Here is a 13,921-nt window from a genome sequence, read left to right as displayed (position 1 = left end):
ATTAAGCCAATTACAACGCTATTCTGGAACTAAGGTTAACCAAAATGCGATTCAGGATCCTTTTGATACTTTAACTCGTAATGCATTAGAAAAACGTTATTCACAACCGCAACGTTTACACCCTTCTTATCAAGCAGCTAATGCTAAAATTAAAACAGCTCAAGCAAGTTTAGAAGCTGAAAAAGCAAGCCATTATCCAAAAGTTGATGTGGTGGGTCAGTTAACAAAAGATGAACGTCAAGTTTATCTCAATGTATCTTGGGATGTGTTTAATCGTTCTAATTCATACAGCGTTCAAGAAAAAGCACAAATGTTAAGTGCGGAAAAAAATCGTTTAGAACAATCCGTTTTAGATTTACAAGAAAAAAACAGAAAAGCACTTATTAATTTAGATGAATATAATAAACAAATTAAAACATTATCTAAACAAGTGGATTCATTATATGAAGTCACTCAATACTATAAATTACAATTTTCAATTGCTAAACGCTCTCTGCTTGATTTATTAAATGCTGAAAATGAATTATTAAATGCAGAATTAAGTAAGGTATCTACTGAATATCAATTTCGTCATTCTTATTTAGATTATCTTTATTCTCAAGGAATGACATATAAATGGGCATCAGATTTAAAATAAGATTAAAGAATTAACGTTATGAAATTAATTATTGAAAATATTGCATTAATTACTCAGCTTCTTGGTTTCCCCCCCCCCCCCTTATCCGTACCAACATTAGCTTCACACTCAATTCGTCGCCAAGGGAATAATATTGACTTCTCTTCGCTATGTGAATATTTAAGAAGTGAAGGATTTGAAAATAGTATTTCTCAACGAGCATTATCTGATATTCCATCACTCGCAGTACCGACATTAGTTTTATTACAAAATGAAGAAGCGGCTGTGGTCACAAATATTTCTCAAGATGAAAAGGGTAATAGAGTTTATACAATTACACAAACGGATGGTATTACTCACCAATTACCTGAAATTGAATTAGCCAAAAAATATATTGGTTATTGTTGGTTTATTAAACCTCGTATGGCTAAGGATGTACGTTCTGAATTACCAGAATATTCTTTACCTAAAACCTGGTTTTTCAAAATTATTTGGCGGTTTAAGAAATATTATTATCAAGTCATTCTAGCAACATTCATTATCAATATACTGGCTTTAATTAGTTCTTTATATGTAATGAATGTTTATGACCGAGTTATTCCAAACCAAGCTTATGAAACCTTATGGGTTCTCAGTATCGAGGTAACTCTGGCAATTTTATTTGAATTTATGGCTAAGATGATTCGAGGTCATTTGACAGATATTGCAGGTAAAAAAGCCGATCTTATTATCAGTTCGATGCTATTTCGTCGGGTAATGGCATTAAAATTACAAGATCGACCTGTTTCATCAGGATCTTATGCCAATAATTTGCGTGATTTTGAATCTGTACGAGAGTTTCTCACCAGTGCCAGTTTATTAACCATTGTTGATCTACCTTTCTTAATTTTATTTGTCGGTGTGATCGCTTTAGTCGGTGGTAAACTCGCTTTAGTTCCAGCTATTATTATCCCGACTGTCATTATTATTGGGATTGTTGCACAAGCACCTTTATCTAAAGCAATTAATGAATCAATGCGAGAATCCTCTCAACGTCAAGGTTTAGTTGTCGAAGCAATCGAGGGCATTGAATGCAATGTCTTGGGCACAAAAACGATGGGATTATTACACAGCCAAAAGTTCTTATTCATCCATTAAGGTTAAAGATACCAGTAACTTTGTTGTTAATACCATTACCGCATTACAACAATTAAATACTGTGTTCTTAGTCGTTGTTGGTACTTATTTAATTCATAGTGAAGATCCAGCTTCACGGATTACGATGGGGGCATTAATTGCTTCTGTTATTTTATCTGGCAGAGCATTAGCACCATTAGGACAAATTGCAGGATTAGCTACACGTTTCCAACAAGCTTGGATGGCATTAAAAGGTGTTGATGCAATTGTCGCTAAGCCTATTGATAAATCGTCAGATAGGGATTACATCAGCCTCAAACAAGTTACCGGACACCTACAATTTAAGCAAGTGAGTTTTAAATACCAACAAGATAGCCAACCTGCATTAGAGAATTTTAACCTCACCATCCAACCCGGAGAAAAAGTAGGGATTTTGGGGAAAATTGGTAGTGGTAAATCAACAGCTTTAAAACTAGGTGTTGGCTTATATGAGCCTACTTCAGGAAGTATTACTTTAGATGGTATTAATCTACAACAACTTGATCCTTATTTTTTACGTAATCAAGTTTTATTACTAGAACAAAATCCTCGCCTATTTTTAGGAACTCTAAGAGAAAATTTAGATATTGGGCGAATGGACTCTTTCCCATCTGATCAAACTTTATTAGTCGCATTACAACGATTTGGATTATTAAGCTTAGTACAATCCCATCCAAGGGGATTAGATATGGCTTTAGGGGAAAACGGTTTGGGCTTATCTGGTGGACAAAAACAAGCTATTGCCTTAGCTAGAATGACCTTAAAAGATCCAAAAGTTATATTGTTAAATGAACCAACTACTGGTCTTGATCAATATCATGAACAACAAGCCTTAGTTGGTCTATCGCAATGGGTACAAAATAAAACTCTGGTTGTCGTTACTCATCGTCCTCAAGTTTTACAATTAGTGAATCGAGTAGTGGTTGTTGAAAATGGTAAGGTTGTTATGGATGGGCCAAAAGATGCTGTATTGAAAAAACTCTCAGCGCCACAAACACCTGAAATAGAAAAAAACAAATCATTAAATAGTTAAATCTAGAATGGATAATCAAAATGACAATAGAAAAAGATCAGTCTGAAAAACATACAACTTTACCCGCAGAGGTTACTGAAAAAACTGAAAAAAATGTCGCATTAACCACAAAAGAAACTGTATCAAGTAAAGATTTACGACTACTTAATGATCTTCATGCGGCGTTACAAGAAGAAAAACATACCGGATTATTTGCAGTGATCTGGTTATTAGGTGCTTTTTTAATTGTTTTCATCATTTGGTCTTACTTTAGTAAGATTGAAGAGGTAACAAGAGGTCAAGGAACCATTATCCCAAATAGCCGTGAACAAATTATTCAGAGTTTAGATCCCGGTATCCTAGATCAGATGATGGTTAAAGAGGGTGATCTCGTTGAAAAAGGCCAAGTATTACTGAAATTAGATGACACCCGCAGTTCTGCAATCTTACGCGAAACAAAAGCCAAAGTAGATAACTTAGAAGCTATTGCTACTCGTTTGAAAGCGGAAATTTCTGGCAAACCATTAGTTTTTCCTAATGATATTCCGCAAGAAATGAAAGAACGAGAAATGGGTGTTTACCAAGCCAAAAAAGATGCATTAAATGAAGCGTTAAAAACACTACGTGAAAGTAAAGCACTCCTTGATTCTGAAATTGCTCTTACTGAACCGATGGTCAATAAAGGCGCTGTTTCTCAAGTTGAATTATTGCGAATGAAGCGTTCCGCCAATGATATGGCATTACAAATTTCTGAACGTGAACATAAATACATTACAGATGCGAGTAATGAGTTAGTCCGAATTCAAGGAGATCTTGACCAAGCAAAAGAAAATCTTGCAGCACGAGCTGACCCAGTAGAACGTTCTTTATTACGCGCACCGTTAAAAGGGATCGTGAAAAATATTCGCGTAAATACTATTGGTGGAGTTATTTCAGCTGGTCAAGATATTATGGAAATTGTACCAGTTGAAGATAATTTGTTAGTTGAAGCCTATATTAATCCAAAAGATGTTGCCTATATTCGCCCAGGTATGAAAGCAATTGTTAAACTTACGGCTTACGATTATGCGATCTATGGTGGATTAGATGGTGTCGTAACTTTATTAAGTCCTAGTACGTTACAAGATAAACGCCAAGCAAGCGATCTTAATTTAAATCCTAACAACTCTTTCTATCGAGTATTAGTCAGAACAACTGGTAGCCATTTAACAGATAAAAATGGTAGTGAATTACCTGTATTGCCCGATATGATTGCCACTGTAGATATAAAAACTGGTGAGAAAACTATCTTCCAATATCTGATTAAACCTATTACTCGGATGAAGCAAGCTTTACAAGAACGTTAATACAAAAAAGGGCTGATTATCCAATCAGCCCAATTTTTCTATACAATGGCTTAAAGCAATAATAATGCTGAACCCCATTTGATAATATCAAAGAAGAATTTATTCTCATTAGTCGCAATACCATCTGGATTTTTCTTACTATCACTTGAGGCATTATTCTTCGCTTCATCAACAGCCATACCACTTTGATATTGCCCTTTGACCACTTTTAAATCATCGCGCGCTTTAATGCGTAAAGTAGCACAATCTGCCGCTGGCATTGGCTCAAATGGTGTATCTTTAAATTTCTTAAATTGAAATTGCGCATACCCCATTGATTTTTCATCCGCTTGAATCATTTTGACATATTCAGTGCCAATAATGCTTTCTAATGGATAGAAAAATACATATTGTGAATGAATATAAGCATCTTCTTTTGAAAAATGTTCTTGCTGAATCCGAGTTAAATTCGGATAGATACACTGCTCTGCTTGATGACTTGCAATTACCCAACGTTGTGCATCTTCATTACTTAATTCATAATCAGCATTCGCATATTCTGCTGGATAAGAATCCATATCTTGTGACGCACAACCGACTAATAAAAGGATTGAAGTTGAGAAAAAAAGTTTTTTTAACATAAATTAATCCATTGAAGCTAATTTCTGTCTTACAATTTCAAATAAACAAACACCTGTCGCCACCGAAACATTTAATGACGATACCGAACCTTGCATTGGGATACTGACTAATTGATCACAATGTTCTCGTGTTAAACGGCGCATACCATCTCCTTCAGCGCCCATGACTAATGCAATAGCACCTGTTAACTTAGCTTGATAGATTGAACTATCCGCTTCTCCAGCTGTGCCCACTACCCAAACATTATAATCATCTTGCAATGTTTTTAGTGTGCGCGAGAGATTAGTTACACGAATCAGTGGTACTACCTCAGCTGCGCCACAAGCCACTTTTCTTGCCACAGAAGTTAATTGTGCTGATTTATCTCTTGGTACAATCACCGCATCAACACCAGCTGCATCTGCTGTACGCAAACAAGCACCAAGATTATGCGGATCTGTAATCCCATCCAATACTAATAATAACGGCTGTTTTTTATGATTTAATAACCCATACAGATCATTCTCTGTATATTCTTTTGGTGCTTGTACTCTTGCAATAATCCCTTGATGAACTTCACCATTAGCTTTTTTATCTAATGCTTGACGTGTTAAATATTGTACTGAAATTCCTAATTGGGATAATTCATCCAACAAAGGCAATAGACGTTTGTCCTCACGCCCTTTCAGTACCATTACTTCAATTAATCGTTCCGGTGCCGTTGCTACAACCGCCGACACCGCATGAATACCATAAATTTGCTCACTCATCGTTTTATCTCAAATTACTTACGCTTTTTACTTTTACTACTACGTTTTGTTTTTCTTGTATTTTTCTTCTTTTTCTCTTTGCGCTTTTTCTCATCTATATTGGCTTGTTTACGTAAACGTTTCTGTAAACTTTCGGCATAACGCACATTTTTCAATAAGCGATCTTTTTCCGTTTTACCTAAACGTCTAGGCTGACGAGTAGTCGCCACCAGAGAAAAATCAACTGTTTTTTCTTCTAAACTTACTGCTTCAACACGGACAGTAACCTTATCGCCAATCCGATATAACACGCCGCCATTTTCACCAATTAAACGCTGACCGCTTGGATCAAATCGATAATAATCATTATCTAATGTTGAAATATGAACTAACCCATCAATAAACAGCGTATCTAAACGCACAAAGAAACCAAAACCAGTGACACTAGAAATTGTTCCTTCAAATACTTCGCCAATATGATCCTGCATAAATTCACATTTAAGCCAATCTGCCACATCTCTAGTTGCATCATCAGCTCTACGTTCTGTCATTGAACAATGATCACCTAACAGATCAATTTCATCTAATGTGTAATGATAGCCGCCACTTTGTGTTGTTCGTTTTGTTGACCCTTTTTCTTTTGCCAATAAATACTTAATCCCACGATGTAACGAAAGATCCGGATAACGGCGAATTGGCGAAGTAAAATGCGCATATTCTGTCAAGGCTAAACCAAAATGCCCAATATTATCACCACTATAAACTGCCTGGCTTAACGAACGCAGTAACATCATTTGGATTAACTCTTTATCAGGACGCTCTTTAACTTGTTCCATTAATTTTGCATAATCCGCTGGTGTTGGTTTCAATCCCCCTTCCAAAGTCAAACCACACTCACGCAAGAAAGTACGGAATGATGTCAATTTTTCCTCGCTCGGCAAGGCATGGATTCGGAAGAGTGATGGCTCTTGATGACGTTCCATAAAATGAGCGGCACAAATATTAGCAAGAATCATACACTCTTCAATAATTTTATGCGCATCATTACGTTCAACAGGCTCTATCCGATCAATTTTACCTAAATCATTAAAAATAAATTTTGTTTCAATCGTTTCAAAATCAATCGCCCCACGTTTATGCCGTGCTGACAGCAATACTTTAAACATCGCATATAGCTCTTGTAAATGAGGGACTAACGTTTGATAACGTTCGCTAAGCTCTTCATCACCTTGCAAGATCCGCCACACTTTACTGTATGTCAACCGAGCATGAGAATTCATCACCGCTTCATAAAATTGATATTGCTGAATTTTTCCTGCCGCAGAAAGCTGAATTTCACACACCATACAAAGTCGATCAACTTGTGGGTTTAATGAGCATAAGCCATTGGATAAAACTTCTGGCAACATTGGCACAACCCGACTTGGGAAATACACTGAGTTACCACGTTGGCGAGCTTCTTGATCTAATGGTGTATGCGGTCGTACATAATAACTTACATCAGCAATCGCTACCCATAATGTCCAACCACCTTTTTCACGTTTTTGACAAAATACGGCGTCATCAAAATCACGCGCATCTTCGCCATCAATCGTCACTAAAGGCAAATCACGTAAATCAACTCGTCCTTGTTTATCTTTTTCGGCAACCGTTTCTTTCAAATCAGCAATTTGTGTTTTCACCGCGTCAGGCCAAACATGAGGAATATCATAATTACGAATCGCAATTTCTACCTCCATGCCTTTCGCCATATTTTCCCCTAATACTTCGGTGATACGTCCCGTTAAACGTGAAAAGCCAGTTTCTTTACTCTTTAATTCCACTACCACAACTTGTCCCATACGAGCTCCAGCTCGGAATTCATTAGGGATCACAATATCGTGGTTAATTCGGCTATCATCTGGCACCACATAACCGATACCATCTTCAAGGAAAAAACGCCCTACGATCTGTTTTTTACGTCTTTCTAATACACGAACAATGCGTACTTCTTTACGACCACGGCGATCGACACCATTTGGTTGTGCTAACACATAATCATCATGCAACACTTTTTGCATCTGACTATTAGGAATGAACCAGTCGTCTTTTGTGCCATCTACTTGTAAAAAACCATAACCATCTTTATGCCCAATGACTGTGCCTTTTAATAAATCCAATCTCTCTGGCAGCGCATAACGCTTTCTTTTAGTAAATACAAGCTGCCCATCATTTTCCATCGCACGTAAGCGACGACGCATTGCTTCTTGTAATTCTGGATCGCTAATTTCTAAAATCTGTAATAGCTCTTCCCGACTCATTGGGGCATTGTGATCTCGGATAACAGTGAGGATCAACTCACGGCTTGGGATCGGATTACCATATTTTTCAACTTCTTCCGCATAGTGAGGATCTTGATACTGCATTGATAACTCCTTGATTTAAAACAAATAGATTGTGAATTTTATTCACAAGTAAAATATTGGTTCATCTCTAGGGCTGGTTTAGCCTTTTTATCTTGGCTAATCAATTTTGCTGGCACACCAGCCACTGTTGAATATTCTGGTACAGGGTGTAATACCACTGAGCAAGCGCCAATTTTGGCATAAGCCCCTACTTCAATATTACCTAGAATTTTTGCCCCGGCTCCAATCATCACGCCACGGCGAACTTTTGGATGGCGATCACCCACTTCTTTCCCGGTTCCACCTAATGTAACATCTTGTAAGATAGACACATCATTTTCTACCACCGAAGTTTCCCCAATCACAATACCTGTTGCATGGTCTAACATAATGCCACAACCAATTTTCGCTGCTGGATGAATATCTACATCAAATGCAACTGAAATTTGGTTTTGCAAATAAATGGCCAATGCTTTACGACCTTGCTGCCATAAACAGTGGGTAATCCGATAGCTTTGCAACGCATGGAATCCTTTTAAATAAAGTAAAGGGGTTGAATATAACTCAACTGCGGGATCTCGAACACGTACAGCTTCAATATCATATGCCGCACTTTCAATAATTTTAGGATTATGGTGATACACCTCATCAATAATTTCACGTAAAGAAATCGCCGGCATCGTAGAGCTAGATAATTTATTCGCTAATATATAGCTTAGTGCTGTACCAAGATGTTGATGTGCCAAAATAGTTGAATGGAAAAAACTGGCTAATGAAGGTTCTTGCTCAACTAATAATCCTGCTTCTTCACGAATACTTTGCCAAATTCGTTGCAATAACGCTGACATAACTGCTCCTACTCACTTTTCTTTTCTCGTGCAAGTAAATTTCTTGCCGCTTCAGTGGCCGTTAAACCACAAAATAACATTTGATAAATTTGCTCAACAATTGGCATTTCGACTTGCTGTTGTTGGGCTAAACGATAGGCTTCTTGCGTATTGTAATACCCCTCAACCACTTGTCCAATCTCTTGCATCGCTTGTTCCACACTATAGCCTTTACCAATCATCATCCCAAAACGGCGATTACGTGATTGATCATCCGTACAAGTCAAAACTAAATCGCCTAATCCTGCCATTCCCATAAATGTTTGAGGTTCTGCACCTAAGGAAGCCCCTAAGCGAGAAATTTCAGCTAATCCTCGGGTAATCAATGCAGTGCGTGCATTTGCACCATAACCAATCCCATCAGAAACACCAGCACCAATCGCAATTACATTTTTAATCGCTCCACCTAATTGCACACCAATCATATCGCTATTTAAATAGACGCGGAAATGTTTACTGCAATGGATTCTTTCTTGGAGTTCCTGTGCAAATTCAGTATTAGAAGAAGAAAGGACAATCGCTGTCGGCAACCCTGCTGCTAGCTCTTTCGCAAACGTTGGCCCAGATAACACCGCTAATGGATAATGCTTACCAATAATCTCTTCTGCTACTTGATGTAATAATCGTCCACTTTCGTGTTCTAACCCTTTACTTGCCCAGATAATACGGTGTGTTGGTAATAAAAATGGTTTAATTTGTTGCAATACTTCTGCAAACACATGGCTAGGTACCACTAACAAAATATCACGTGCAGCCTTGATCGCAGTATTTAAATCACTTTCTAACTGTAATGCATCCGGAAATGTTACCCCTGGTAGAAAACGACTATTTTGTCGTTGCGTTGCCATCTGTTCCATTTCAGCTTTATTACGTCCCCAAAGAATTGTCGGAAAACCATTTCTCGACAATACGATAGCTAATGCTGTGCCATATGAACCGGCACCAATAACAGTTATTGGTGGGAAATGTGTCATCATAATCACCTTAACATTTGTTCTCTTAATTAAAGGAAAATAGACGAAAGAGAGAGGATTGCAAGAAAATTTTACAAAAAAGGAGATAAAAGCATCTTCGAAAAGATGCTTTTATTAGCTAATTATTAATTTACTGTTGCAGGTGCTTCTTGTTCAGCTTGTTCTGCTTGTTGTTGGCGTTGTAAATATTCAATAAATAATGCATCAAAGTTTACTGGCGCAAGATTTAATGCTGGGAAAGTTCCACGATTTACTAAATTCGCCACTAATTCACGGACATATGGGAATAGCATATTTGGACATTGAGAAGTTAATGCGTGTGCTAACTGCATTTCTTCTAAACCACTAATCGCAAAGATACCCGCTTGTTTTACTTCACAAATAAATGCAACAGTATCGCTACCTTCTAATTTGGTTTCTACTGATACATGAAGAACAACTTCATATAATCCTTCTGCTAATGCAGTTGTTTCAGTATCAAGATCAAAATTTAAAACCGGTTTCCACTCTTGTTGAAAAAGATGAGGTAAATTTGGAGCTTCAAAAGAAATATCTTTTACATAGATACGTTGAATTTGCAACACAGGTTGCGCTTGTTGTTCTTCGCTTGCTGGTTGTTGCTCATCTGCTGGTTTGTTTTCTTCTGCCATGGTTAATTTCCTTCTTTGATTATGTTAGCTTTTCTTAACAAGAGGTAAATTTGCGGCTTTCCAACCTTGAATACCCTCTTTTAATGAATAAACTTGTTTAAACCCTTGTTTATAAAGTTGTTCTGCAGAACCACGTGAAGTCATTCCTGAGGCACAAACAACAATCACCGGAATATCTTTATATTGTTCTAATTTACCAAGATTTTTCTCTTTAATATCTCTTGGTAAGATATTTTGACTTCCTGCGATATGACCGCGTAAAAACTCTTCGGAACTACGCAAATCAACGATTACCGCATTTTCTTTATTAACTAATCGTGATAATTGTGCTTGCTCGATCTCTTTCGAACCAGAAACAGCACTTTTCACAAACACATAAATTGTTCCAACAAAAACAACAATCCACGCAACTACCATCACTGTATGTTGTGAGGCAAATGCGATCGCTTTCGGCATAAATTCTTCCATTTATTTAATCTCTTCTTAAATACTAGTCAAAAGTCGGATAAGTATAACCTTTATCAATAGAACTAAACAATCGAAACCTTTATTTTTCTTAACAAAATACAGATAAAAGAAAGCACCTTTCTGCTCATACAGAAAAGTGCTTCTTCTATTCAGTTAGTGATTAAAGATAGTATTTTTTAACAACTTTTAGATCATCACTTAATTCATATACTAATGGTTGACCTGTTGGGATTTCAAGATCCATGATTCCTTCATCAGAGATACCTTCAATGTGTTTTGCTAACGCACGAAGTGAGTTACCGTGAGCAGCAACTAACACTCTTTTACCTGATAAAAGTGCTGGTGCAATTTGATCTTCCCAGAAAGGTAATACACGATCTAAAGTTACTTTTAAGTTTTCGCAGTCTGGTACAACATCAGCAGGTAAATGTTTATAACGACGATCATTGTGTGCTGAATTTGGATCATCTTTTGCTAATGCTGGTGGTAATACATCATAAGAACGACGCCAGATATGAACTTGTTCATCACCATGTTGTTCTGCAGCTTCTTTTTTATTTAAACCTTGTAAACCACCATAGTGACGTTCATTTAAACGCCAAGTTTTAATTTGTGGTACCCATAATTGGTTTGATTCTTCTAACACAAGGTTACAAGTTTTAATCGCACGGGTTAATACTGAAGTGAATGCGATATCAAATTCAAAACCAGCTTCTTTTAATTTACGACCTGCTGCTTTTGCTTCTTCAACACCTTTTTCACTTAAGTTAACATCACGCCAGCCAGTGAAAAGATTCAATGCATTCCACTCACTTAACCCATGACGAATAAACACTAATTGCATAATTACTCTCCTAAAAATTAGATCAAAAAAACTGCGCCTTTTATAACAAAATTTGCTGCTTTTTAAAATAGAACAGCTCCGCTTTTATTGGAATTGCTGATCTTTAGCAAAAAAAACTCTAAAATAATACAGAATTGTTCTGTTTTTCCTACGAGATCGTTTATTCGTTATGGCTAAATTTGTTTTTTTATGGCGTAAATCTTTTGCTTTACTACGAAATAGTGCTTTATTCGTAGCTGCAGTGACTGCTTATGCGGCTAACGATCTGCAAGATATCCAACAACAAATAAAACAACAAGAACACAAAATAGCTCAGCAACAACAAGAGAAAAGCCAATTACAAACCCAGTTAAAACAACAAGAACAAAAAATTGAGCATATTAGTAATCAATTACAACAAAGCCAAGATGAGTTGAAAAACTTAAACAAAGATATTCAATCAACACAAAAACAAATTCGGCAATTACAACAACAAGAAAAAACACAAAAGAAACAACTAGAACAGTTGTTAGATTCTGCTTATCGTCAAAATTTACAACAACATGATTTAGAAAAAATGTTTTCTGAAGATGCCAGAAATAGTGATCGCTTAAATACTTACTACAAGTATTTCAATCAACAAAAAATGGCTTTGATTCAAGAACTCAAACAAACTCAACAACAACTTAAACAGCAACAACAATTAGTTAAAGAACAACAGCAACAACAACAGCAACAAATTGCTCAACAACGACAACAGCAACGAGCATTACAAAAAGTAAAAAATGAACATCAATCAACGTTAGCCCAACTTAATCAAAGTATTGCAGTTAACCAAGATAAGCTCGCTCGGTTGAAAGAAAATGAAAACAGACTACGCCAAGAAATTATTGCCGCAGAACGTGCTGCTAAACAAAAAGAACAGCAAGAGTTAGCTAATTTAAAGCAGAAACAAAAACAGGCTGAAGAGAAACATCAAGACTACCAACCTACGGCTAAAGAACAACAGCTAATTGGACGAGGAAATGGTTTAGGATCTGCGAAACGTCAATATGCTATGCCTGTTACTGGTCGTGTAAGTAATCGCTTCGGTTCAATTCAAATGGGTGAAATCCGTTGGAAAGGCATTGTTATCCAAGCCAATCGAGGTGCTAATGTACGTGCGATTGCACCTGGTAAAGTGATCTTAGCAAACCGTTTGCAAGGTTACGGCTTAGTGATTGTAATCGACCATGGTAAAGGTGATATGAGTATCTATGGTTATAATAGTGCATTAAATGTCAGAAACGGTGATGTGGTTCAAGCAGGAGAAACTATTGCACGAGTTGGGCAGAGTGATGATGGTCGCCATACAGCACTCTATTTTGAAATTCGCCGCCAAGGTGAACCTGTCAATCCAGCTCGCTGGTTAAGATAATATTGTAGGACAACGATGAAGAATTGGATACGCTATATCATTTTATGTTTACCTCTATTCACAATGGCTAATGCTGCTAAATTAGCAATAGTGATTGATGATATTGGCTATCGTGTTCATGAAGATAGCGAAATCTTCTCACTTCCTTTACCGGTCAATGTTGCTATTATCCCAAGCGCACCTCACGCCAAAGCCAGAGCAGAACAAGCTCAACGACAAGGACGTGATACGTTGATCCATATGCCAATGCAGCCAAAAGGAAATTTAAAACTAGAACCGAATGGTTTAATTCTTGGTCTATCTTCTACCGAAGTTGCCCATCGTGTTGAATTAGCACAACGCATCGTACCGAATGCAATCGGGATGAATAACCATATGGGAAGTGCCGCCACCTCAAATATGCCATTAATGACAGCATTAATGCAGCAACTTGCTCAGCGAGGTCTCTCTTTTTTAGATAGTAAAACTATTGGAAGCAGTGTAGCTGACAAAGTTGGCAAAGCGTATGGCGTTAATGTGTTAGAACGAAACATCTTTCTTGATGATGATAATGCTTATACCAGCGTGTTAGCTCAATTTCAAAAAGCGATTCAATATGCAAGAAAACATGGCACTGCAATTGCGATTGGGCATCCTCGGAAAAATACGGTTGCTATCTTAAAACAACAACTTTATAACTTGCCTGCCGATATTCAATTAGTCAAAATTAGCCAACTTTGGGGACAATCACCGGAACTTATCCAGCCATTTATTTTATGGTTTAGTGATATTCCTGCACCAACCTCACAACCGCCATTCCATTTCCAACAAAACTTGCGGGGTATTCCACAGTAAATTTTG

At 37.1% G+C, this 13,921-nt stretch carries 14 protein-coding genes; 6 read left to right on the top strand and 8 right to left on the bottom strand.

Annotated features, from left to right (window positions below; all coding sequences use genetic code 11):
- The 4 genes from PF272_RS09735 to PF272_RS09725 all read left to right on the top strand — a co-directional run.
- The coding region (locus PF272_RS09735; protein WP_271142602.1) for a TolC family protein at positions 1–637 on the top strand (637 nt) is incomplete at its 5' end.
- Positions 638–655: 18 nt separating this feature from the next.
- Positions 656–1,753: an ABC transporter transmembrane domain-containing protein gene (locus PF272_RS13020; RefSeq protein WP_413789447.1), complete on the top strand. Its 1,098-nt coding sequence runs from the start codon at positions 656–658 to the stop codon at positions 1,751–1,753.
- Entirely contained in the window at positions 1,692–2,804 is a 1,113-nt protein-coding gene (locus PF272_RS13015; protein ID WP_413789446.1) for an ATP-binding cassette domain-containing protein, read from the top strand. The genes PF272_RS13020 and PF272_RS13015 overlap by 62 nt, the downstream gene beginning before the upstream one ends.
- Before the next feature lie 20 nt (positions 2,805–2,824).
- Positions 2,825–4,129: an HlyD family efflux transporter periplasmic adaptor subunit gene (locus PF272_RS09725; RefSeq protein ID WP_271142601.1), complete on the top strand. Its 1,305-nt coding sequence runs from the start codon at positions 2,825–2,827 to the stop codon at positions 4,127–4,129.
- A 50-nt stretch (positions 4,130–4,179) separates the two neighbouring features.
- Here the strand turns inward: PF272_RS09725 and PF272_RS09720 are convergent, their stop codons facing one another.
- The 8 genes from PF272_RS09720 to PF272_RS09685 all read right to left on the bottom strand — a co-directional run bounded on the left by PF272_RS09720 (position 4,180) and on the right by PF272_RS09685 (position 11,685).
- A complete protein-coding gene (locus tag PF272_RS09720; protein ID WP_065237379.1) occupies positions 4,180–4,749 on the bottom strand; it encodes a DUF5358 domain-containing protein in 570 nt (189 codons plus the stop codon).
- A 3-nt stretch (positions 4,750–4,752) separates the two neighbouring features.
- Positions 4,753–5,499, bottom strand: a complete 747-nt coding sequence (gene rlmB, locus PF272_RS09715) for a 23S rRNA (guanosine(2251)-2'-O)-methyltransferase RlmB (RefSeq protein ID WP_271142600.1) — start codon at positions 5,497–5,499, stop codon at positions 4,753–4,755.
- Between the two features lie 14 nt (positions 5,500–5,513).
- A complete protein-coding gene (rnr, locus tag PF272_RS09710) occupies positions 5,514–7,883 on the bottom strand; it encodes a ribonuclease R (protein ID WP_271142599.1) in 2,370 nt (789 codons plus the stop codon).
- Between the two features lie 38 nt (positions 7,884–7,921).
- Complete coding sequence (gene cysE, locus PF272_RS09705; protein ID WP_065233860.1) at positions 7,922–8,710, bottom strand: serine O-acetyltransferase; 789 nt, start codon at positions 8,708–8,710, stop codon at positions 7,922–7,924.
- Positions 8,711–8,718: 8 nt separating this feature from the next.
- Entirely contained in the window at positions 8,719–9,723 is a 1,005-nt protein-coding gene (gene gpsA, locus PF272_RS09700) for an NAD(P)H-dependent glycerol-3-phosphate dehydrogenase (protein WP_271142603.1), read from the bottom strand.
- Positions 9,724–9,848: 125 nt separating this feature from the next.
- Positions 9,849–10,373: a protein-export chaperone SecB gene (gene secB / locus PF272_RS09695; RefSeq protein ID WP_065233858.1), complete on the bottom strand. Its 525-nt coding sequence runs from the start codon at positions 10,371–10,373 to the stop codon at positions 9,849–9,851.
- A gap of 24 nt (positions 10,374–10,397) precedes the next feature.
- Positions 10,398–10,841 carry a rhodanese-like domain-containing protein gene (locus PF272_RS09690; protein WP_271142598.1) on the bottom strand — a complete coding sequence of 148 codons (444 nt, stop codon included), beginning with the start codon at positions 10,839–10,841 and terminating at the stop codon, positions 10,398–10,400.
- A 160-nt stretch (positions 10,842–11,001) separates the two neighbouring features.
- Positions 11,002–11,685 (bottom strand): 2,3-diphosphoglycerate-dependent phosphoglycerate mutase, encoded by a 684-nt coding sequence (locus PF272_RS09685; RefSeq protein ID WP_065237373.1) that lies wholly within the window; start codon positions 11,683–11,685, stop codon positions 11,002–11,004.
- Positions 11,686–11,854: 169 nt separating this feature from the next.
- Between PF272_RS09685 and envC the strand changes: the two genes are divergently transcribed.
- Both envC and PF272_RS09675 read left to right on the top strand, forming a co-directional pair.
- Complete coding sequence (gene envC, locus PF272_RS09680; protein ID WP_271142597.1) at positions 11,855–13,081, top strand: murein hydrolase activator EnvC; 1,227 nt, start codon at positions 11,855–11,857, stop codon at positions 13,079–13,081.
- Between the two features lie 15 nt (positions 13,082–13,096).
- Positions 13,097–13,915 (top strand): divergent polysaccharide deacetylase family protein, encoded by an 819-nt coding sequence (locus tag PF272_RS09675; protein WP_271142596.1) that lies wholly within the window; start codon positions 13,097–13,099, stop codon positions 13,913–13,915.
- Positions 13,916–13,921: the final 6 nt, after the last annotated feature.

Origin of the sequence: Gallibacterium faecale, assembly GCF_027920745.1 — a bacterium.
Taxonomy (GTDB): domain Bacteria; phylum Pseudomonadota; class Gammaproteobacteria; order Enterobacterales; family Pasteurellaceae; genus Gallibacterium; species Gallibacterium faecale.
This window is presented reverse-complemented; position numbering and strand designations above follow the sequence as displayed.

Bases quoted from the DNA above. Each gene is read 5' to 3' on its own strand.
- cysE (WP_065233860.1), bottom strand. From the start codon at position 8,710: ATGTCAGCGTTATTGCAACGAATTTGGCAAAGTATTCGTGAAGAAGCA.
- PF272_RS09725 (WP_271142601.1), top strand. From the start codon at position 2,825: ATGACAATAGAAAAAGATCAGTCTGAAAAACATACAACTTTACCCGCA.
- PF272_RS09675 (WP_271142596.1), top strand. From the start codon at position 13,097: ATGAAGAATTGGATACGCTATATCATTTTATGTTTACCTCTATTCACA.
- PF272_RS09690 (WP_271142598.1), bottom strand. From the start codon at position 10,841: ATGGAAGAATTTATGCCGAAAGCGATCGCATTTGCCTCACAACATACA.
- secB (WP_065233858.1), bottom strand. From the start codon at position 10,373: ATGGCAGAAGAAAACAAACCAGCAGATGAGCAACAACCAGCAAGCGAA.
- rnr (WP_271142599.1), bottom strand. From the start codon at position 7,883: ATGCAGTATCAAGATCCTCACTATGCGGAAGAAGTTGAAAAATATGGT.
- PF272_RS13015 (WP_413789446.1), top strand. From the start codon at position 1,692: ATGTCTTGGGCACAAAAACGATGGGATTATTACACAGCCAAAAGTTCT.
- envC (WP_271142597.1), top strand. From the start codon at position 11,855: ATGGCTAAATTTGTTTTTTTATGGCGTAAATCTTTTGCTTTACTACGA.
- rlmB (WP_271142600.1), bottom strand. From the start codon at position 5,499: ATGAGTGAGCAAATTTATGGTATTCATGCGGTGTCGGCGGTTGTAGCA.
- PF272_RS13020 (WP_413789447.1), top strand. From the start codon at position 656: ATGAAATTAATTATTGAAAATATTGCATTAATTACTCAGCTTCTTGGT.
- PF272_RS09685 (WP_065237373.1), bottom strand. From the start codon at position 11,685: ATGCAATTAGTGTTTATTCGTCATGGGTTAAGTGAGTGGAATGCATTG.
- PF272_RS09720 (WP_065237379.1), bottom strand. From the start codon at position 4,749: ATGTTAAAAAAACTTTTTTTCTCAACTTCAATCCTTTTATTAGTCGGT.
- gpsA (WP_271142603.1), bottom strand. From the start codon at position 9,723: ATGACACATTTCCCACCAATAACTGTTATTGGTGCCGGTTCATATGGC.